General features: G+C 72.1%; 17 protein-coding genes and 1 tRNA gene. 6 read left to right on the forward strand and 12 right to left on the reverse strand.

Annotated features, from left to right (window positions below):
- Position 1: 1 nt before the first annotated feature.
- From ACIA8N_RS29480 to ACIA8N_RS29490, 3 genes are read right to left on the reverse strand one after another with little or no spacing between them, the layout of a single operon-like run.
- Positions 2-916 carry an ABC transporter permease subunit gene (locus ACIA8N_RS29480; RefSeq protein WP_365785177.1) on the reverse strand — a complete coding sequence of 305 codons (915 nt, stop codon included), beginning with the start codon at positions 914-916 and terminating at the stop codon, positions 2-4.
- Entirely contained in the window at positions 904-1,833 is a 930-nt protein-coding gene (locus ACIA8N_RS29485) for an ABC transporter permease (RefSeq protein ID WP_365785179.1), read from the reverse strand. The genes ACIA8N_RS29480 and ACIA8N_RS29485 overlap by 13 nt, the downstream gene beginning before the upstream one ends.
- The gene (locus ACIA8N_RS29490; RefSeq protein ID WP_365785235.1) at positions 1,833-2,951 is read right to left on the reverse strand and encodes an extracellular solute-binding protein; all 1,119 of its coding nucleotides are present in this window, start codon (positions 2,949-2,951) and stop codon (positions 1,833-1,835) included. The genes ACIA8N_RS29485 and ACIA8N_RS29490 overlap by 1 nt, the downstream gene beginning before the upstream one ends.
- 297 nt (positions 2,952-3,248) lie before the next feature.
- On the opposite strand from ACIA8N_RS29490, the gene ACIA8N_RS29495 reads away from it, so the two are divergent.
- A complete protein-coding gene (locus tag ACIA8N_RS29495) occupies positions 3,249-3,998 on the forward strand; it encodes a GntR family transcriptional regulator (RefSeq protein WP_365785181.1) in 750 nt (249 codons plus the stop codon).
- Positions 3,999-4,081: 83 nt separating this feature from the next.
- Here ACIA8N_RS29495 and ACIA8N_RS29500 read toward each other — a convergent pair.
- From ACIA8N_RS29500 to ACIA8N_RS29525, 6 genes are all read right to left on the reverse strand, one after another.
- Positions 4,082-4,166: transfer RNA gene (locus tag ACIA8N_RS29500), tRNA-Leu, on the reverse strand.
- 225 nt (positions 4,167-4,391) lie between these two features.
- Positions 4,392-4,685, reverse strand: a complete 294-nt coding sequence (locus ACIA8N_RS29505) for a hypothetical protein (protein WP_399416823.1) — start codon at positions 4,683-4,685, stop codon at positions 4,392-4,394.
- 130 nt (positions 4,686-4,815) lie between these two features.
- Positions 4,816-6,324, reverse strand: coding sequence for a SulP family inorganic anion transporter (locus tag ACIA8N_RS29510; protein WP_365785185.1), 1,509 nt, complete (start codon positions 6,322-6,324; stop codon positions 4,816-4,818).
- A 233-nt stretch (positions 6,325-6,557) separates the two neighbouring features.
- Positions 6,558-7,433, reverse strand: a complete 876-nt coding sequence (locus ACIA8N_RS29515; protein WP_365785187.1) for an oxygenase MpaB family protein — start codon at positions 7,431-7,433, stop codon at positions 6,558-6,560.
- A gap of 24 nt (positions 7,434-7,457) precedes the next feature.
- Positions 7,458-9,506: a SpoIIE family protein phosphatase gene (locus ACIA8N_RS29520; protein ID WP_365785189.1), complete on the reverse strand. Its 2,049-nt coding sequence runs from the start codon at positions 9,504-9,506 to the stop codon at positions 7,458-7,460.
- A 210-nt stretch (positions 9,507-9,716) separates the two neighbouring features.
- Entirely contained in the window at positions 9,717-11,045 is a 1,329-nt protein-coding gene (locus ACIA8N_RS29525) for a M64 family metallopeptidase (RefSeq protein WP_365785191.1), read from the reverse strand.
- Positions 11,046-11,219: 174 nt separating this feature from the next.
- On the opposite strand from ACIA8N_RS29525, the gene ACIA8N_RS29530 reads away from it, so the two are divergent.
- Positions 11,220-12,560 carry a helix-turn-helix domain-containing protein gene (locus ACIA8N_RS29530; protein WP_365785193.1) on the forward strand — a complete coding sequence of 447 codons (1,341 nt, stop codon included), beginning with the start codon at positions 11,220-11,222 and terminating at the stop codon, positions 12,558-12,560.
- Between the two features lie 114 nt (positions 12,561-12,674).
- On the opposite strand, the gene ACIA8N_RS29535 is transcribed toward ACIA8N_RS29530, so the two are convergent.
- Positions 12,675-14,315, reverse strand: a complete 1,641-nt coding sequence (locus tag ACIA8N_RS29535; protein WP_365785195.1) for an ADP-ribosyltransferase domain-containing protein — start codon at positions 14,313-14,315, stop codon at positions 12,675-12,677.
- A gap of 70 nt (positions 14,316-14,385) precedes the next feature.
- Positions 14,386-15,054, reverse strand: coding sequence for a macro domain-containing protein (locus tag ACIA8N_RS29540; RefSeq protein WP_365785197.1), 669 nt, complete (start codon positions 15,052-15,054; stop codon positions 14,386-14,388).
- Between the two features lie 227 nt (positions 15,055-15,281).
- Between ACIA8N_RS29540 and ACIA8N_RS29545 the strand changes: the two genes are divergently transcribed.
- Both ACIA8N_RS29545 and ACIA8N_RS29550 read left to right on the forward strand, forming a co-directional pair.
- Positions 15,282-16,235 carry a terpene synthase family protein gene (locus tag ACIA8N_RS29545; protein WP_365785199.1) on the forward strand — a complete coding sequence of 318 codons (954 nt, stop codon included), beginning with the start codon at positions 15,282-15,284 and terminating at the stop codon, positions 16,233-16,235.
- Between the two features lie 79 nt (positions 16,236-16,314).
- The gene (locus tag ACIA8N_RS29550) at positions 16,315-17,352 is read left to right on the forward strand and encodes a glutathione S-transferase C-terminal domain-containing protein (protein ID WP_365785201.1); all 1,038 of its coding nucleotides are present in this window, start codon (positions 16,315-16,317) and stop codon (positions 17,350-17,352) included.
- Between the two features lie 49 nt (positions 17,353-17,401).
- Here ACIA8N_RS29550 and ACIA8N_RS29555 read toward each other — a convergent pair whose 3' ends face one another.
- Positions 17,402-18,589: a PP2C family protein-serine/threonine phosphatase gene (locus tag ACIA8N_RS29555; protein WP_365785203.1), complete on the reverse strand. Its 1,188-nt coding sequence runs from the start codon at positions 18,587-18,589 to the stop codon at positions 17,402-17,404.
- A gap of 240 nt (positions 18,590-18,829) precedes the next feature.
- Between ACIA8N_RS29555 and ACIA8N_RS29560 the strand changes: the two genes are divergently transcribed.
- On the forward strand, positions 18,830-19,222 hold the full coding sequence (locus tag ACIA8N_RS29560; protein ID WP_365785205.1) for a hypothetical protein: 393 nt from the start codon (positions 18,830-18,832) through the stop codon (positions 19,220-19,222).
- A 153-nt stretch (positions 19,223-19,375) separates the two neighbouring features.
- Entirely contained in the window at positions 19,376-20,035 is a 660-nt protein-coding gene (locus tag ACIA8N_RS29565) for a DNA alkylation repair protein (protein ID WP_399416825.1), read from the forward strand.
- The last annotated feature ends 26 nt before the right edge of the window (positions 20,036-20,061 follow it).

The raw sequence follows: 20,061 nt of genomic DNA on the forward strand, positions 1-20,061 counted from the left end.
GTCAGGACTCCTTGCGGGAGGCGCGGGAGGCGCGGGAAGGGGTTGTCTGCGCCGTTCCCGCCCGGGAGAGGAGCAGCAGCAGGAGCCAGGTGATGACGAGGCTGAGGAGGGAGACGGCCACCGACATGCGGGCATGGGCCCCGGAGATGGAGACGATCCACACCGCGAACGGCCGGAAGCCGAGCAGCGAGGCGATGGTGAACTCGCCGAGGACGAGGGCGAGGGTGAGGAAGGCGGCGCCCGCGAGCGAGGCCCGCAGATTGGGCAGGATGACGCGGAACATGACGTACGGGCGGCTCGCCCCGCAGTTGCGGGCGGCCTCGACGAGGGTCGGGACGTCGACGGCGCGCAGTCCCGCGTCGAGGGAGCGGTACACGAACGGCAGGGCCATGACCGTGTACGCGAGGACCAGGACCACGGGGAAGTCCTCGTTCTGGACCGCCAGGAAGGTCCGGTAGAGAGGGGTGCGCGAGAGGTGCTCGGGTCCCCAGCGCAGCACGGTGGTGATGCCGGTGACGAGCGCGATCGGCGGCACCACGAGCGGCAGCATGCACATGACCTCGATGACCGGCCGCAGCCGGGGCGAGCCGATCCGTACGGCCACCAGGGCGGGCACGGCGAGCAGCAGGGCGAGGAGGATGGTCGCGGCGGCGAGTCCGAGGGAGAGCAGCAGGCTCTCGGTGAATCCGTCGGCGGCCAGGAGCGCGGTGTACGCCTCGAAGGAGACGCCCTGGCCCGGGGTGTGCACGGTGAACACGAACGAGGCGATCAGCGGGACCAGGAAGTAGGCGCCGCCGAGGCCGAGGACGGCGCCGCGCCACAGGCGGGGCCTGCGCCGCTTCCGTACGGGGCGGGCCCGTGAGGCCGCGTCGGCCTCCGGGGCGGCCTCCCGGGCGGTGGGGGTCATCGCAGCCATCGTGCGCTCCTGCGCTGGAGGGGGAGGTAGACGGCCATGACGAGACCGGCGATCAGGATCATGTCGAGGCCGAGGGCGAGGGCCACGTTCTCCTGGCCGACGAGGACGTTCCCGGAGAGCGCGTCCGCGATCTTGAGGGTGACCAGGGGGACGGAGCCGCCGACGAGCGCCGCCGCGGTGGCGTGTGCGGCGAACGCGCTGCCGAAGAGCAGCACGAACCCGCCGAGCAGGGCGGGCGCGAGGACGGGGATGCCGACGTGGCGCCAGTACCGCAGGCCGCCTGCGCCCGCGTTCTGCGCGGCCTCCCGCCACTGGGGCCGCAGGCCGTCGAGGGCGGGGAGTATCACCAGGACCATGAGCGGGATCAGGAAGTACAGGTAGACGACGGCGAGGCCGGTGAACGAGTACAGGTTCCAGCCGAGGGCGCCCAGGTCGGCGAGCTGGGTGACGACGCCGGAGATGCCGACGGTCGCGATGAACGCGAACGCGAGCGGGACGCCGCCGAAGTTGGCGAGGACCCCGGAGGCGGTCAGGACGGCGTCGCGCAGGGCCCGGGAGCGGGAGGTCACCACGGCCTGGGCGATGAGGACGCCGAGGACGGAGCCGATGAGCGCGGTGAGGGCGGAGAGCTGCACGCTGCCGGCGAGGGATCCCAGGTAGGGGCCCTGGAGCGAGCGGCTCAGGTGCTCTCCGGTGAGGGCGGTGGCGCCGGTGGCCGGGTCGGTGCGGGTCACGGCGCCGTACAGCAGGGCGCCGAGCGGAAGTCCGAAGCACAGTCCGGTGAAGGCGATCAGGGGGAGCGCGGCGAGCCAGGTGCGCGGGCCGCGCCGCCGGCGGCGGGTGCCGCCGGCGGGTGCCGTGGTGCTTCCCGCGCCGACGGCGGTTCCCTCGGTGGGGGTGGAGGAGGCGGAGGACATCAGGAGACGGCCTTGTCCCACTTCTCGGCGAGGGTGGCCTTGGCCTTGTCGAGCTCGGCGGAGGCCGGGAAGGCGGGGGTGCCGGCGACGGCGGGCAGCTTGGCCACGAACGTCTTGTCGGCGGTGCCGTCGGCGGTCATGGCGGGCAGCAGGACGGGGCGGGCGTACCCCTTGAGCCAGAGGTTCTGGCCCTCGGCGCTGTAGAGGTACTCCATCCAGAGGCGGGCGGCCGCGGGGTGCGGGGCGTCCTTGTTGATGGCCTGGGAGTAGAACTGGGCGTAGACGCCGTCGGTGGGCACGGCGACCTGCCAGTCGACGCCCTTGTCCTTGAACTGGTCGGCATAGCCGGCGTTGAGGTAGTCCCAGTCGATGCTGATGGGCGTCTCGCCCTTCTCGACCGTGGCCGGGGTGGACTCGACGGGGATGAGGTTGCCGCTCTTCTTCAGCTTGCCGAAGAAGTCGATGCCGGGCTGGATGTCGGCGAAGGAGCCCTTGTTGGCGAGGGCCGCCGCGTACACGCCGCCGAAGGCGGAACCGGACTTGGTGGGGTTGCCGTTGAGGGCGACCTTGCCCTTGTACTCGGGCTTGAGGAGGTCGGCGAAGGTCTTCGGGCAGTTCGGGATCCGCTTGGCGTCGCAGCCGATGGAGACGTAGCCGCCGTAGTCGTTGTACCAGCGGCCGGCCTCGTCCTTCTGCGCGGCCGGGATCTTGTCCCAGGCCTCGACCTTGTACGGGGCGAAGAGGCCCTCCTCCGCACCGCTGCGGGCGAAGGCGATGCCGAGGTCGAGGACGTCGGGGGCGCGCTTCTGGCCCTTGCGGGACTTGACGGCGGCGATCTCGTCGGCGCTCGCGGCGTCCGGGTTCTCGCTCTCGACCTTGATCCCGTACTTCGTCTCGAACGTCTTGATCAGTTCGCCGTAGTTGGCCCAGTCCGGCGGCAGCGCGATGACGTGGAGCGCGCCCTCCTGCTTGGCCGCCTTCACGAGGGCGTCCAGGCCGCCGAGGTCCTTCGCCGAGACGGCGGTGGCCGCCTTCGCGCCGTCGCCCGTGGCGCCGGCCGCGCCCTCGGGCGCGGCGCCGCAGGCGGTGACGGTGGTCAGGACGGCGGCGCCGAGCAGTACGGCGGCACCGCGGACGGGGGTTCTGCGCACGGGTTCTCCCAGGGGCGAGTGACGGAACTTGTCTGAACAAGCCGCCCTTAGTTCGCCCTTACATCCTGTCCGGAAAATGAACGGGACATGGCTGATTCCACACGGCTCCCGGAAGAGCCGGGGGCACGGAACACCCCGCCCGCCACGGCGACTTGAGCAGGAGCCCGGGACCCCCTCCCCCGCCGGGTCACGGGTTAGGGTGGGCAGCGGAACAGCACACGCCGTGACCGGGTGCGCACAGCCACGCGCGAGAAGGGGGATGCCGTGACGGCGCTCTACGTGGAGATCGCGGAGGGACTCCGCCGATCGATCCTCAGCGGCGAGTACGCCGTCGGCGCCCGGCTGCCCTCCGAGAGCGACCTCGCCGACCACTGGTCCGCCTCGCGCGGCACGGTCCGCCAGGCCGTCGCCCTGCTCACCTCGGAAGGCCTCATCGGTTCGCGCCAGGGCGCCCGCCGCATCGTGCTCCGCAGGGAGCGCAGGCACAGCTTCGCCGAACTCCACAGTTTCGCCCAGTGGGCTCGCGCCATGGGCTACCAGGCGACGAGCCGTTTCCTCCGCCGCGAACGCCGCGGCGCCACCCCCGAGGAGGCGCGCCGGCTCGCCCTGCCGGAACGGGCCGACGTCCTGGACGTCCTGCGGCTGCGGCTCCTGGACGGGGAACCGGTGATGGTGGAGCGCACCGCGTACGCGGACTGGGTCGCCCCCACCGTCGAGGCGCTTCCCGTCGACTGCGCCTCGATCATGGACAGCATGGCGGAGGACGCCGGAATCGTCGCCCACTACGGCGAGCACCTCATCGACGCCGTCCCCGCCGGAAGCGACGACGCCCGGCTCCTGCGCGTCCGCAGGGGAAGCCCGCTCCTGCGCCAGCGCCACCTCACGAGCAACCCGGACGGACGGCCCATCGAGTGGACGGAGGACCGCTACCGGGCGGGCAGCGTCACCTTCAACGTGAGCAACTCGGTGGGCACGGCGCCCCTGGTACGGGACCCGGGCGCGCTGCTCATGTGACGCCGCGCCGGGACGGCGCGCCCGGAAACGACGACGTGGTGGCCGGGAGCGATCCCGACCACCACGTCGACGACAAGCTGTCGTGTCCGAGGGGGGACTTGAACCCCCACGCCCGATAAAGGGCACTAGCACCTCAAGCTAGCGCGTCTGCCATTCCGCCACCCGGACAAGGTGTGCGTCGCTCCGAGTGATGATCACTCGCGGCGACAAGATGAATATATCAGGGCTCCGACCTGGAGTTCACCTGTGTTTCCCGTGGTCAGGGGTGGGCGGCGGCGGGGAAACGGGTACGGAAGTGACCCATGCGTACTCACCGTGTTCACGCGCCCCGGCCGGCGCCATCACTGCGCCGGCCGTCCCCCAGGATGACCACCCGGACGGCGAGGCGGCCGGTCAGGCGCCGGCCGACAGGGCGCCGAGGCCCTTGCGCAGGTCCTCGGCGTCCATGACGGGCGTGTAGGAGATCTTGGCGCCGAGTTGCAGGAAGAAGGGCTCCGAGAACCTCGGCAACTGCGACGGGTCCTCCAGGTCGACGAACAGGTACGCCGTCCGACAGCCGTCCTCGGCGCCGAAGTAGGCGGCTTCGGGACGGAGCCGGCTCATCGCGTCCTCCAGCAGCTTCTGGAGGGTGCCCTGCCTGATGGCCTCGTTGGAGGCCGGGGTGTCCATCTGAACCTTCATCAGCATGCGCATGGCACGGCCTTTCCGACCGGGCAGGCGCTCCGTTCGGCACGCCCTCGACACCCGGACGTCCTTCCTCCAGCGTCCCCCTTCACCGTCGGCACGACCACTCGGCGCCCGCTGGGGGGGCGGACCGTCAGTGGCCGCTGAGTTCGCCGGTGAGCCGGGCGTGGAGGTCGGCGCTTGGGGTGTTGAGGCCGGTGATCTCGACGGTCTTGCCGCGCTGGGCGTACTTGGTCTCGATGGCGTCGAGGGCGGCGACGGTGGAGGCGTCCCAGATGTGGGCGGCGGAGAGGTCGATCACGACCCGGCCGGGGTCGCCCGCGTAGTCGAACTGTCCGACGAGGTCGTTGGAGGAGGCGAAGAACAGCTCGCCGGTGACCCGGTAGACGACGCTCGTGCCGCCGGGATCGGTGACTGCGGTGACCTCGGCGAGGTGGGCGACGCGCTTGGCGAAGATGACCATGGCGGTGACCGAGCCGATGACGACGCCGACGGCGAGGTTGTGGCTGGCCACCACGGCCACGACGGTGATCACCATGACCGCGATCTCGCCGGCCGGCAACCGCCGCAGGGTCTTCGGTGCGATCGAATGCCAGTCGAACGTCGCGAAACACACCATGATCATGACGGCGACGAGGGCGGCCATCGGGATGTCGGAGACGACCGGGCCGAAGACGATGCACAGCACCATCAGGAACGCGCCCGCGAGGAACGTGGAGAGCCGGGTGCGGGCGCCGGAGACCTTCACGTTGATCATCGTCTGGCCGATCATCGCGCAGCCGCCCATGCCGCCGAAGAAGCCGGTGACGATGTTCGCGACGCCCTGGCCGACGGACTCGCGGGTCTTGTCCGAGCGGGTGTCCGTGATGTCGTCGACCAGTTTGGCCGTCATCAGCGACTCCATCAGACCGACAAGCGCCATCGCGAAGGCGTACGGGGCGATCGTCGTGAGCGTGTCGAGCGTGAAGGGCACGTCGGGCAGGCCCGGCACCGGCAGCGCGGACGGCAGGTCGCCCTTGTCGCCGACTGTGGGAACGGCGATGGCGGCGCCGACCGTGATCACCGTGAGGATGACGATGGACACCAGCGGGGCCGGGACCACGGTCGTGACCTTCGGGAAGAACACCATGAGCGCGAGACCGCCGACCACGAGCGGGTACACGGCCCACGGCACGTCGCGCATCTCGGGAACCTGCGCCATGAAGACGAGGATCGCGAGGGAGTTCACGAAGCCGACCATCACGCTGCGCGGGATGAACCTCAGCAGTTTCGCCACTCCGAGCGCCCCGAGGACCACCTGGAAGACGCCCGCCAGGATCACGGCGGCCACCAGGTAGCCGAAGCCGTGCTCGCGGTTCAGCGGGGCGATCACCAGCGCGACCGCGCCGGTGGCGGCGGAGATCATCGCGCGCCGTCCGCCGACGACGGAGATGACGACGGCCATCGTGAAGGAGGCGAACAGGCCGACGGCCGGATCGACGCCGGCGATGATCGAGAACGAGATCGCCTCGGGGATCAGCGCCAGAGCGACGACCAGACCGGCCAGGACCTCCGTACGCCAGACCTTCGGGTCACGCAGCCAGTCGGGCTTCAGGCCACGCAGATACGAGGCCGGGGACACGGAGGGAGCGGAAGAGGACAAGGGAAGGGAGACCTGTCGTGCTCGGGCACGCCCGTACGCGGCGGGTCGAGCGTGCGGCGGGGGCGCGGAGCGGCCGTACGGCATCCGCGGGGAACCGGATCTTCGCCAGGGGCGCCATCGGCCCCGGCACGGCGACGGGGAGCCGGCGCCACGCCGTCCTCTCACCTTCAACAACTTTACGTGACCTGCCGGAGGTCACGGACCGCCCGCCCCATGCGGTGAGGCCCGCCGCGTCATGCCTCGGGGGGCGGAGTGGCGGTGATCACCCAGCGGAGGGCGGCGGTGATCGCGTGTCCTCCGGGACGGGCCAGCGGCCGCAGGAGCCGTGTGGCGGCCGGCAGGTCGAGGGCGGTCCTGGCCCACGCCGGCAGGAGATCGACCGCCGCCGCGGCGAGGAACGCGTAGGGCAGCCTGGCGAGCGCCGGCAGCGGCGGCTCGGACAGCAGATAGCGGGCGGCCGCCCGTGACTCCGGTGTGGCGCGCAGCTCGGAGCGGTACTCGGCCAGGCGGGCCGTGAGCCCGGCGCGGGTGCCGGGCGGACGCTCCGCGCCGAGGCGTCGCGCCACCTCGGCCATGTCGGCCACGTACCCGTCCTCTCCGGCCGGGTCCAGCGGAGCCCGCCCGTAGCGCTGGTGCGCCCTGAGGAAGCACTCCGTCTCCGCGATGTGCACCCAGCAGAGGAGATGCGGATCCGAGGCGCGGTACGGCACGCCCTCGGAGGTCGTCCCGCTGATCCGGCCGTGCACCCCCCGTACCCGGGCCACCGCGTCCTCCGCGTCCTGACTGGTGCCGAAGGTGGTCACCGCCAGGAACGTACTGGTCCGCTGGAGCCGCCCCCAGGGGTCCCCCTGGAAACCGGAGTGAGCGGCGACCGCGGCCATCGCCGTCGGGTGCAGGGACTGGAGCAGGAGGGCGGCGAGGCCGCCGATGTACATCGACGCGTCCCCGTGCACGGTCCGTACGGGACGGTCGGGGCCGAACCAGCGCGGGCCGGGTGTGCCGTGGATGCGGGCACGCTTCCGGTGCGCCTCGGGGCCCGCGACCCGGTGGAGCAGGGACTCACCGGCTCGCTCCCGCAGGGCGCCGACGCACGACGGTGAACGGACCACAGGCCCAGTATCGCCCGAGAGGGCCTACGGAGGCGTCCCCTCGCCCTCCGGTCGGAGTTCGGCCCACACGGTCTTGCCCTCGTCGGTGTGGCGTACGCCCCAGTTCTCCGCGAGGGTGGCGCAGATCAGCAGACCGCGGCCGCCCTCGTCCACGGCTTTGGCATGGCGCAGGTGCGGTGCGGCCTGGCCCGCGTCGCTGACCTCGCACGTCAGCGTGTCGCCGTCCGTGATCAGTCGCAGGACGATCGGCGCGGCGCCGTAACGGACGGCGTTGGTGACGAGTTCGCTGGCGACGAGCGTGGCTGTGAACGGGTCGACGGGGTGCTTCCACTGCCCGAGCCGCTCCTCGACATGCGCCCGTGCCGCGCCGACGGCCGAGAAGTCGAAGGGGACGGCCCATCGTCCCAGCTCGCTCGGGGGCAGGTGCCGCGTGCGGGCGATCAGCAGGACGCGGTCGGGGGCCAGGAGCCGTTCCACGGCGTCCGCCATCGCCTCCGGGGTGTGGTCCGGGTGCGCGAGGGCGTTGACGACCTCCGCCATGCGCGGGCCCCCGTCGTCGGACCCGGCCGTGGAGGCCAGGCAGAGGGTGCTGCCTTCGGGCAGGTGGAACGTGGAGCACGCGAACGGCGGGCCCTCGGCGCCCAGCAGGGGTCCGTCGTCGACGGGCTTCGTGTCGACCGATCCGTCGGGGCGGACGACGGCGAACAGCGAGGAGCCGGCCCGGGCGATGTCCAGTCGCCCGTCGACCGGGTCGTGCACGGCGATCGTGCAGCTCGCCGTGGGATGGTCGCCGCCCTCGGCCGGACCCTGGCCGTCCGGCGCGCTGCCGGTGCTCGGGGAGGAGTCCTGTTCGGCGCTGAGCCGCAGCGTGGTGGCGTGGAGGCGGGCGAGGAGTTCGTGGGGGTCGAGGTCGAGCGTGCTGAGGCTGTGTACGGCGGTCCGCAGCCGGCTCATGGTGGCGACGGCGCTCAGGCCGGCGTGCTCGACCTGGCCGACGACGAGTGCCACGCGGGCCCCGGGGAGCGGGATGACGTCGAACCACGAGCCCGCGGCGCTGCCGCCGGGCCGGTGCCGCAGGGCCACGTCGACGGCGCTCTGGGTGGCCTGCTCCTGGCGCAGCGGCCAGCTCTGCAGCGCCGTCATGACGATGTGCTCGCGCGTGAACCGCAGGGCGTTCTCCAGACAGGTCGCCGTGCGACTCGCGATGCCCTCGGCCAGTGCGAGGTCCTCCTCCCCGTACGACTCGCCTCCGCATCCGCGCCGGAAGGCGACGGCGCCGAAGATCTGGCCCCGTACCGCCAGAGGAGTGACGAGCCGGGCGTCGTGGGGGCCGCCGTGCCCGTCCGGCGGCAGCAGAGTCGCCGAGGAGGGCAGGGTGGCGCCGAAGATCCCGGGCAGGAGTACGGCGCCGGCCTCCGGCACCGGGGGCGCCGCCCCGGTCCGTCCTGTCGCCGCGCACCTCAGCAGGGGGGCCGGGTCCCGGGACAGGAGACCGGGTGCCCGTCCTCTGAGTACGGCGTCGGTGAGGGCGACGACCACCCAGTCGGCGAAGTCCGGCACCGTCACGTCGACGAGTTCCCGCGCGGTGCGCTCGACGTCCAGGCTGGTGCCGATGCGTTCGTGGACGTCGTGCAGGAGCCGGAGCCGCGCGTGGGCGCGTTCGCGTTCGGTGACGTCCGTGCTGGTGAGGACCACTCCCAGGACGGTTCCCCGGGTGTCCTGGAGCCGGTGGGCGGAGACCGAGAACACATGCTGGGTGTGCGGATCGGTGGGCGGTCGGCCCGTGATGAGGCGGTCGAGCGCCGGGTGGCCGGTGGCGAGCACCTTTCTCAGCAGGTCCTCGTCGACGCTCACTCCGGCCGGGGCGTACGCCACCCTCGCCGGCCGCCCGATGATCCGGTCGGCCGAGATGCCGCGGATGCCGCCGGCGACGTCGTTCACCCGCACCACGCGCAGGTCCGTGTCGAGGACGTGGAGGCCGATGTCCGACTGGGCGAACACCGCCTCCAGGACGGCCTCGTCCCAGGGGTCCGTGGGGTGGGGCTTCCGGGACTCCTCGGGGTCGGAGCTCACTCGTGCCTCCCGCACGTCGGGGAACGCGGTCCTCGGACCGGACCGGCCGCGGGCGGCGAGGGCCTGTCCGGCGGATCAGGGCCGGACGGGCCCTGGGCGCGAGCCCTGCAGCCCGGCCCTACGAGCTTCACCCGGATCGTCGGCGCACGCGAACGGAACGGGACCGGGCGGACCGCCGGCCGCGGGCGGCACGGCCCCGTCCGTCGCGCGTCAGCGCACTCGCCAGCTCAGAGAGTTGGCCGTCGCCGCGCGGACCGCCGGGTCGCGTACGGACGCCGTGGTGTCGGTGACGGTGGCCGTCACGCGCTGGCCGCCGCGGGTGGCGCCGAGTTCGGCGGGCGTCACCGACAGGTCGCCGGTGGCGGAGGTGACCAGCCGGCCGTCGACGTACCAGGTCAGGCTGAGGCCCGCGAGGCCGGTCAGCGGGGCGAGCCGCACGCTCAGGGGCTGGGTGGAGCCGACCCGCGTGCCGGTCGGCACGGTCGAGGTCAGGGCGTCCGCGTAGGTGTAGAAGCCCTTGATCATCGTCTCGCGGCCGACGTGGTTGAACTCCGTGGAGGTCAGGGTCCGCATGAGGGAGGTGCTGGTCGGGCGGTAGACGCCGGTCTCGTAGTAGTCGCCGCCCTCGTAGGTGCCGACGACCGAGCCGGTCGGGTCCTGTTCGCCGAGCCAGCGGTACCACTTGCGGGTGTCGAGTTCTGCGGTGACGGAGATGTTGGCGCTGACGGACGAGGGGTAGGGGTAGGCGCCGTAGCCGGCGTACTGGTACTCGTCGGCCAGGTCGCCTATGGAGTGTCCGAGTTCGTGGGCGCCTATGAGGTACGACTTCGGGTTGTCCGAGGACATGGTCGCGACGCCGTGGTAGGACGCCCCGGCCGGCGGGTTGGCGAAGGAGTAGCCGGCGCCGCCGTACTTGGCGGAGTTGGAGATCACGAAGACGATGTCCGAGGCGGGCGCCTGGTTGGCGTACGCGGTGACCTTCGAGGTGTCGACGCAGAGCAGCCGCTCGGTGTCGTCGCAGAAGAAGTAGGAGCTGAGGGCCGTGTCCCGCACGACGTCCGCGGTCGGGTCGCCGGAGACACCGGACTCGGCGGAGGCGGTGTCCACCAGCCAGATGTTGAACAGGCCCCGGTAGCTGGCGTACGGCTCGATGGCGAAGACCGCGTCGAGGGTGGCCTGCGCGTCCGCGCGGAAGTCGGCCTGCTGGGCCGCGGTGTACCCGTCGCCCATGACCACCAGGTCGAGCCGTCCGGAGACGGGTCCGGTCTCCTGGACGGCCGTGACCGCCGTCGCGGCGGCCGGGGTGGAGGACTGGTGGCGGGCGATCCTCGCGGGCGGCTGCGCCGGGACCTTCTTGTGCCGGGGCGTGGCCGCGGGGCCTTCGAAGTACTCGACCTCGTGGGTGGCCACCGGGTCGGAGCCGGTGGCGGGGTCCGGGGCGGCTCCGGCCGTGTGCGCGCCGGCGAGCAGGGCCGCGGCGGTGACGGCGGCGGCGACGGAGGTGATCCAGCGTGTACGGGTGCGTCCGTGTCCGGGCACGACAACCTCTCTAAAGCGGTTGGGTAATTGGGCTTAAGTAGCCGCTTAAGCTAGGGGCTCGACCGCCGGGGACACAAGGCTTCGGCGGGAGCGGGTACGACGGGACGCGGGACGGCGATCACGGTTGTCGCGTGCGGGGCGGGCGACAGGGGAGGCACTGGCATGATGGAACGCATGGCGAAGCGGGACGACCCCGGGACCATCGGCCGCAGGGTCCAGCGACTGCGGCGCGAGCGGGGGCTGACACAGCGGCAACTGGCCGAGCCCGCCTACACGTCCGCGTACGTCTCCACCCTGGAGGCCGGTCGCGTACGCCCCTCCGACGAGGCGCTGCACCATCTCGCCGGCCGGCTCGGCGTCGCCTTCGAGGAGCTCGCCACCGGACGGCCCGCCCACCTCGCCACGGACCTGCGCCTCCGGCTCACCGAGGCCCAGCGCATCCTCGCCCTCGGCGAGGCCGAACAGGCGGCCGTCCAGTACACCGGTCTGCTCGGGGAGGCCGCGGCGCACGAACTCGTCGACGAACAGGCCACCGCGCAGCTGGGACTCGGCGAATGCCACCTCGAGACCGGCGACCTCACGGCCGCCCGCGAACACTTCGAGCGCGCCGAGCAGACCCTCTCGGACGCCTCGCTGCCCGCCCGCGTGCCGGCCCGGCGGGGCCGCGCCGTCGCCCACTACCTGGCCGGTGAACTCCGCTACGCCGTCTACCTCCTGGAGTCCACGCTCGACGAGCTCAACCTCGGCGGGCTGCACGACCCCGACGCACTGCTCCTGCTCTACACCGCCTCGATCGGCCCCTACATGGACCTGGGCGCGCAGGCCCGCGCCGCCCAGGCGGCCGAGCTGGCACTCGCCCTCGCCCCGCAGGTCGGGGATCCCGCGCTGATCGCCCGGATGCACCGCTCGGTCGCCCGCACCCTCCTGGCCGAGGGCCGGATCGCCGAGGCCGACGCCTCGCTGGCCAAGGCCGCCGAGATGTACCGCCAGCTGAAGATCCGGACCGAGCTCGCCAACTGCCGCTGGATGCGCGGCTATGTGTACGCCCAGAACGGCGACCTCGCGCGGGCAGAGGAGGAGCTGCGGGCCGCGCAGGCCATGCTCGCCTCCCATCACGCCGCCCTCTACAGCAGCCAGGTCGCCGTCGAACTCGCCGACGTGCTGCACAGGCGCGGCAGCTCCGAGGAGGCCTCGGAGCTGCTGCGCGGCGTGCTCGGGGGGCTGTCGCCGGAACGCGGCGCGGTCCACGCGGCCGCCGCGCACCGGCTGCTCGGCATCATCGCCGAGGACGCCCGCGACGCAGAGGCGGCCGAGGAGCACTACGTCCGCGCGCTGAGCCTCCTGGAACGCGCGGGCGCCGCAGGGGACCTCGCGGACCTGTGCCGGCTCCTCGGCGACCTGCTGCGCCGCACCGGCCGGACGGAGGCCGCGCTCGACGCGTACCGCACGGGCCTCGGCCACCGCACGGCCGGCACCACCACCCTGGGCCCCGCACCCGCGCATCCGCCTCTGTAGGCCGAACGGCCGTGGACGGGTCAGGTCAAGTCAAGTCGGGGCGGGTCGGGTCAGGTCAGGTCGGGTCAGGTCAGGTCAGGTCAGGTCAGCTCGGGACGGGACTGGTCGCGTCGGTTAGGACACCAGTCCCTGGCCCTCCAGCTCCGTCAGCTTCACGGTGCACAGTCCGCCGCGCTCGGCCTTCACGTCCGTCACCTTCAGCTGGGTGCCCGGCGCGAGGATGTACTCCTCCTCGCCCGTGAAGGCGGAGAACCGCCGGATCCCCACGGCCCGCGCCGGTGTCACCTCGAACAGGGTCCGCTTGCCACGGCTTCCGAGGAACCCCCGGGCCACGCCCAGTTCTGACGTGCACGACGACACGCCCCACCACGTCACCGTGCGGCCCGTCGGGTACTGGGACCGCAGGTCCAGCGCCACACCCCGCCACAGGGGCTGGGTCCGCGCCGGCAGCGCCGCCACCGCCGAGAACAGCAGCCGGAGGTACGGCAGGTACGGCACCAGCCGCTCCCGGTCCGAGGAACGCAGCACGGCGTTGATCTCGCGGTAGAACGCCGACTCGCACGTGTACAGGTACAGCGCCGAGATCGCGTCGGCGGACAGCCCGTCCGTGGCCTCGGCCTGCGCCGCGGCCTTGGTCTCCCCGAACAGGCTCGACCTGTCGATGTGCCGGTCCAGGTTGACGAGTACCCGCGACACCGGCTCGACGGCCTTCCGGAACTCCATCAGCGGCGTGTCGAACACGCCGGTGATCGGCGGCAGGACGAGACCCTCGTCCTTGACGCTCGTGAGCCGCTCCAGATACAGCTGGTGCAGCTCCATCGTCGACGCGATGAACGCCCCCATCCGCTCCGCGACGCCACCGCCCTCCGGACCGCCGCCGCCCGTCGTCGCCTGGTCCCAGCCCTTCCGGGGCAACCAGTCGATCGGCTCGGCGCCCACCGACGCCAGGGCGTCGTTCACCTGGGCGAAGTGGTCGCCCTCGCAGAAGATGTCGCCCTGCGCCGCCGGGTTCGGGCGGTCCAGGTGCCGGACCTCGACACCCGGGTACTTCTTCTCCAGCCGCTGGACGACCCTCTTCAGGCTGCGCGCGTGCGCACCCCACCAGGCGAAGACCACACCCCGGTCCTCCTCCTCCCCGTCCTGCTTGGCCCGGAGGATCTCCTCGACGATCTGCTCCGCGACGGGCCGCCAGAACGACGTGTGCAGGTCGGTCGGCATCGCCCCGTCCGTACTGGCCGTGAGGGACGCGTTCAGCAGCAGTACGCCCTGGGTGAGCATCGCCTGGAACCACTCCGGCGGCTGGACCGTGTCCTCCTTCTTCAGCAGGCTCCGGACGTCCGCGATCGGCGTCTTCTTGACGATGCCGTACTTCCACATCGCGGCCGCCTTGATGATGCAGCGCATGCTGACCACCCGGCCGAACTGGCTGTCCTTCCAGTCGTTGAAGGTGTTGTCGAACATCGCGATGCCGGTCGCGCTCTCCGCCCGCGGATACGGGTTCTGTCCGAAGACGACCACCTTCCACTTCTGCGGCGGATGCGGCTTCAGTGCCTGGAACGTCAGCTCCCGGACCGGCACCACCTCGGGGCTGCGCTTCGGGCCGATGAAGTCGGCGGCGCCCGGCCGCGCCTCGATCACCGGACGCAGCAACGGCAGCCACGGCTCTCCGCCGCCGGTGAACAGCTCGGCCAGACCCAGCGGATCCTCCGCCGGGTGCACGGTCCCGTCGGCGGTCGGAACGTCGGTTTCACTCACGAGGGCAGAACTCCCGGAACTCGGATCCGGCGCGCTCTGGGGTGCGACGCCGGCCTGCTGGACGGTCGGGTCAGTGGCGAAAGGAAGGCCGCTCCGGCACGTTGATCCGGACCCGCCGCGCGGACCCCGCTCCCTCGATGTCGTCGAGCTGGCCGAGCACCGCGGCTCGCAACTCGTCGTAACCGGCGAATCCGTGGTCGTGGAACAGGGTGTAGCCCGTCCACATCAGATTGGCGCAGACCGTGGCCGGCACCCGTCCCGTCTGCGCGCCCATCCCCACGAGCGCGACCGACCGGATGCTGCCGGGCCGTGCCAGGTTCTGCAGGTGCACCGCCTGGAACGCGGCCGCGCACGCCAGTGCCACGTTCATGGTCTCGCTGATGTTCTGCGAGGACTGCCGCATGGTCGGCGTCGAGATGAGATACCTCGGCACGGCCGCCCCCGAGGGTACGCACACCGCGCTGCCCACCGGCAGGCTGCCGCCGAACCGGTCACGGATCGCCCGCTGCACCCGCACCTGGATCCCGGCGCCGAGGCGCCGCTTGACGACGGCGTCGACACCACCGTCCATCCGCCCCTGGGCGTTGGTGGGCGACACCCACGCGTCCACGTCGACGTCGAGAATGGATCCGCGTCGGATCTCGACCTCGGGCGTGTCCGCGAAGGCGGACCGCCAGGCCGCCACCACCTCGTCGTTGACATCGACCAGGACGACCCTCAACGCACGCCGGATTCCCACGAATCAACCCCTCTCGCACACCTTCTCGAACGCTCTCCAAGCTATGGCGACCCACTGACAACGCCGCCTCCCGCGGCGGCGCCGGACCCCCGGGCGTACGTCGTCACACCCGCCGTACGCAGGGGGATTGCCCCGGCGTTCCTGGTAGTTGAAGATCAAGTCAAGTACTCTTCGAATGCGCCGGGGGGCGTTCGGATATCACCCGGGGTCACAGCCTGGAGGGTCCCGTGTTCCACGCCGCACTGCTCGATCTGCCGTTCCCACCACGCAGCAATCCGCGCCGGGAGCACGTCGCGCAGCCCCACCAGGAGTGGCTCCGCCGGCACGACGGGCTCGCCGGGGCCATCGACCGCACCTCGTACGGCAGATGGGACGTCCCCCGTCTCGCCGCGTTCACCAGTCCGGACTGCGCCACCGACGACCTCGCCCTCGCCGCGGACCTGCTCAGCTTCTACTTCTTCTTCGACGACCGGTTCGACAGCGACCTCGGCCGGGCCCCCGCGCGCGTGGCGGAGATCTGCACCCGCATGACGGCCCTCCTGTACGGGGAAGGTCCCGCGTCCGATGCCCGTACACCCGTCGAGCACGCCTTCGCCGACCTCTGGGCGCGCAGCCTGCGCGGCATGTCCGCCCGGTGGCGGGCCCGGTCGGCGTACAACTGGGAGTGGTACTTCGCCTGTCACCCCGCCGAGGCCGCGGGCCGGCTCTCCGGCCGGTTCCCGGACCGTGAGGGCTATCTGGCGCTGCGCAGGGGCACGGCCGCCATGGAGACCCTCTTCGACATGGTCGAGCGGCTCAACGGGTTCGAGCTGCCGCAGGAGGTGCTGCACCACCCGGTCCTCCGCCGGATGCGTCAACTGGCGGCCGACATACCGTCGTTCACGAACGACGTGCACTCGTACGCGCAGGAACTCGCCCGGGGCGATGTCGCCAACATGGTGATGATCGTCCGCGAGGAGCGCGGCGGAACCCCCGAGGAGGCGGCCGCCGAGGTCATGCGCGAGGCCCAGGCGATGGTCGACCGCTTCGTGGAGCTGTCGGCCCAGGTCCCCGAGATCTGCGACCTCCTCGGCCTCACCCCGGCCGGGCGCGAGGCCGCCCGCCGGTACGTCGACGGCCTGGCCGCGTGGATCGCCGGCTACCACCGCTGGGAGATTGCCACCGGCCGCTACGGCTACTGAACCGCCGCGGTCCGTGCGTAGGACGTGCTGACGCGGGTAACCGCCGGGCGTGGTCGACCGGAGGAGCGGGATCGGGACGATGAGCGGTGCTGACGGAGATGACGAGCGGAGCGGTGGCGGAGGACACGCGCGGACCGGTGACGGCGAGTTCCGGCGCGACCGGAACTACCTCACCACCCGGATCACGGCCGACGGCCGTGACGGGTACCCCGTGGAGCCCGGGCGCTACCGACTGGTCATCGCCCGCGCCTGCCCCTGGGCGAACCGGGCCGCGATCGTCCGGCGGCTGATGGGCCTGGAGGACGTGCTCCCGATGGGCATCGCCGGGCCCGTGCACGACGAGCGCAGCTGGTCCTTCCACCTGGATCCGGACGGCAGGGACCCTGTCCTCGGCATCGAGCGGCTCCAGGAGGCGTACTTCCGGCGCGAACCCGGTTACCCGCGCGGCATCACCGTGCCGGCGATCGTCGACGTCCCCACCGGCGAGGTGGTGACCAACGACTTCGCCCGGATCACCCTCGACCTGGGCAGCCAGTGGTCCGCCCACCAGCGGGACGGCGCACCCGACCTGTACCCGGAGCGGTGGCGGGACGAGATCGACGAGGTGGCCGAGGAGGTGTACCAGGACGTGAACAACGGCGTCTACCAGTGCGGTTTCGCCGGAAGCCAGCGCGCGTACGACGCGGCGTACCGGAGGCTCTGGGAACGTCTCGACCGGCTGGAGGAGCGGCTCGGCGGGCGGCGCTACCTGGTCGGCGACACCATCACCGAGGCCGACGTCCGCCTCTTCACCACCCTCGTGCGCTTCGACGCCGTCTACCACGGCCACTTCAAGTGCAACCGGCAGAAGGTGACCGAACTCCCTGCCCTCTGGGCCTACGCGCGGGACCTGTTCCAGACGCCCGGCTTCGGCGACACGATCGACTTCGACCAGATCAAGGCGCACTACTACGTCGTCCACCACGACATCAACCCGACCGGCATCGTCCCCCGGGGACCTGACACCGGGAACTGGCTCTCGCCGCACGGCCGGGAAGCGCTCGGCGGGCAGCCCTTCGGCGACGGGACGCCGCCGGGACCGCCGCCCCCGTCCGAGCGGGTGCCGTCGCCCGGCTGAACCCTCGTGGCGTCCGCCCGCCCGGGCCCCGCCGGTGTCACGGCCTGTCCTACCCGTCCGCGACGCGGGCGCTCGGATGCCACTCGGTGAGCAGGATCGTGGCGTCGTCGCGCAGCTTGTGGTCCTGGTGCTGCCGCAGGCCCTGGATCAGGCGCCGGAGGGCTTCGGGCGCGGGGGCCCCCGCCGCGGTGGCGCGGATGACGGTGTCGGCGAGCCGCTCCTCGCCGTACAGGTCCCCCTCGGGCGAGCGGGCCTCGGTGACGCCGTCGCTGTAGAGGAGGATCCGGTCACCGGGCTGGAGCCGCTGGGAGTGCTCGGTGGGTGGTGACGCGGCGAGGAACCCCCAGCCGAGCGGCAGATCGGGCTCCCTGGCGAGCACCTGGGGAAGGACCCTTCCCTGGCGGATCAGGAGGGGCGGCGGGTGCCCGCAGTTGATCCAGGTCAGCCGTCCGTCGGCGGTGTCCAGATGAGCGACGACGGCGGTCATCAGCCGGTCGGTGAACCACTCGTCGAGGATCCGGTCGATCGAGGTGACGATGTCGGAGAGGGAACCGCCGGAGCGGCGGGTCGCACGGCAGGCGGCGAGCCCGGCGGCACTGGCTCCCCCCGAGGCGAGGTCATGGCCCATGGAGTCGATGACGGTCAGGTGCAGGCCGCGGTCGTCCAGGGTGTGGTCGAAGGTGTCCCCGCCGATGTCGTACGCGGGTTCGAGCACCGCCGAGGAGGTCACGTCCGCCGTGCCGATGGTCCGGGGCGGAAGGAACGCCCACAGCAGCTCGGCCTGCACCGTCATCGGCCGTGCGCGCTCCAGCTCCACCAGCAGGTCGCTGTGGGACGACTTCGACACGACGAGCAGCGCGGCCACCGCGGCGAGCGCCTCGGCGCGCCCGAGCGGGGCGTCGTCCAGCGCGGGCGCGGTCACCATGAGGACGCCGAGGCGCTCGACTCCGTCGATCATCGGCAGCCAGGCGGTGCGGCCGTCCCTCGACCGCTGCACCTGCTGCGTACGGTAGGCCAGGCCCGCGAGCGAGGTGTCGACGTCGAGGGGGCGCCGGTCCGCGGCACCGTGCTGGGGCAGGGCTACCAGGCGGATCTGCTGGAGGTCCGCCAGGTAGAGGGCCGTCCCCGTGAACCCCATGCGTCGGCCCGCCTCCTGGACCAGCCCCGCGAGCTCCCGCCCCGACGGCAGGTGGGAGCGGGCCAGCAGCTCGGCCAGAACATTCTCGTACGTCGACACACGGCCTCCGCGGCTCTCCTCGAGGCGTCTCGCGGCGCGGTGGCGTGGAGCGGTCCGTCCTCCCACAAGGGCCTGGCTCTCACGCTACGCAGACTCGCCGGTGATCGCAGACTCTCCCGTCGCCGCGGCGCCCCGCTCACCCGCACGGGCGAGGCCCGGCGGGGCGGATAATGGCACCCCCAAGAGGCGCGTCGCACATGCGTGCGGCCGTCGAGCCGCCGACCCGGAGACGAAGGATCGATGACGCTGAAAGAAGGCCGGCGGGTCAAGCTGGCGACGGAACTCAGACTGGCCGGGGAGGTCGAACCGGCCGACGCCCCCTCCGCGGGGACGGGTGTCGGGGCGGCGTACCTGGCCCTGGCCGCGGGCACCGAGGGCACGGTCGAGCGGGTGAACGAGCACCGGCACCAGAGCCAGGAGGTCCGCGAGTACGAACGGCTGAAGTCCCTCCTCGACGACTTCGGCCCGCAGATGCCCCCGGGCAGCAGGAAGCAGCTGGAGGAGCGGGTCGGCTCCCTGGAACCCGCGTGGATCGCCTACCAGGAGCAGCGGCTGCGCGTGACGGTCCGTGTCAGGTTCGACAACGGATTCGTCCTCGCCGACGCGCCCGGGGACCTCTTCACCCCCGCCTGACCCCGTCCGCTCACGTGAGCCCGCCCGCTCCGGTGCGAGTGTCCGCACCGACGGGAGTGTCCGACGTCCGTCGTAGGCTGAATCCCGACGTACGACGGACAGGAGGCCGAGGTGGCCGGGACGACACCGACCGAGACGGTACTGGACGAGGTGATGGCCGAGCTGGCCGCGCTGGAGGACCCGAAGGCGCGCGCGGTGAACGAGAGGCACGGCGACGACCACGGTGTGAACCTCGGCAGCCTGCGCGCGCTCGCGAAGCGGCTGAAGACGCAGCAGGAGCTCGCCTGCCGGCTCTGGGAGACGGATGACACGGCGGCCAGGCTGCTCGCGCTCCTGGTCTGCCGCCCGAAGGCGTTCGGACGCGACGACCTTGACGCCATGCTGCGCGAGGCGCGCGCGCCCAAGGTGCACGACTGGCTTGTGAACTACGTGGTGAAGAAGAGCCCGCACGCCGAGGAGCTGCGGTCGGCATGGCTGGCCGATCCGGATCCCGTGGTCGCGAGTGCCGGCTGGGCGCTGACGACCGACCGCGTGGCGAAGCAGCCCGAGGGCCTCGACCCGGCGGGGCTCCTCGACGTCGTCGAGGCGGAGATGAAGGACGCCCCCGACCGCCTGCAGTGGGCGATGAACCACTGCCTGGCGCAGATCGGGATCGAGCACCCCGAGCACCGCGACCGTGCCCTCGGCATCGGCGAGCGCCTGGAGGTGCTGAAGGACTACCCGACCCCCCGGGGCTGCACCTCCCCGTTCGCACCGGTCTGGATCACCGAGATGGTGCGCCGGAAGACGGACGGCCAGGGCCTGTCTCCCTGATCCGGCCCGATCCAGGAGACAGGCCC

It is taken from the genome of Streptomyces sp. NPDC051822 (assembly GCF_044452745.1).
GTDB lineage: Bacteria > Actinomycetota > Actinomycetes > Streptomycetales > Streptomycetaceae > Streptomyces.

Coding starts and splice junctions, on each gene's coding strand:
- ACIA8N_RS29480 (WP_365785177.1), bottom strand. CDS start 916: ATGGCTGCGATGACCCCCACCGCCCGGGAGGCCGCCCCGGAGGCCGAC.
- ACIA8N_RS29485 (WP_365785179.1), bottom strand. CDS start 1,833: ATGTCCTCCGCCTCCTCCACCCCCACCGAGGGAACCGCCGTCGGCGCG.
- ACIA8N_RS29505 (WP_399416823.1), bottom strand. CDS start 4,685: ATGCTGATGAAGGTTCAGATGGACACCCCGGCCTCCAACGAGGCCATC.
- ACIA8N_RS29530 (WP_365785193.1), top strand. CDS start 11,220: ATGGCGAAGCGGGACGACCCCGGGACCATCGGCCGCAGGGTCCAGCGA.
- ACIA8N_RS29550 (WP_365785201.1), top strand. CDS start 16,315: ATGAGCGGTGCTGACGGAGATGACGAGCGGAGCGGTGGCGGAGGACAC.
- ACIA8N_RS29560 (WP_365785205.1), top strand. CDS start 18,830: ATGACGCTGAAAGAAGGCCGGCGGGTCAAGCTGGCGACGGAACTCAGA.
- ACIA8N_RS29565 (WP_399416825.1), top strand. CDS start 19,376: ATGGCCGAGCTGGCCGCGCTGGAGGACCCGAAGGCGCGCGCGGTGAAC.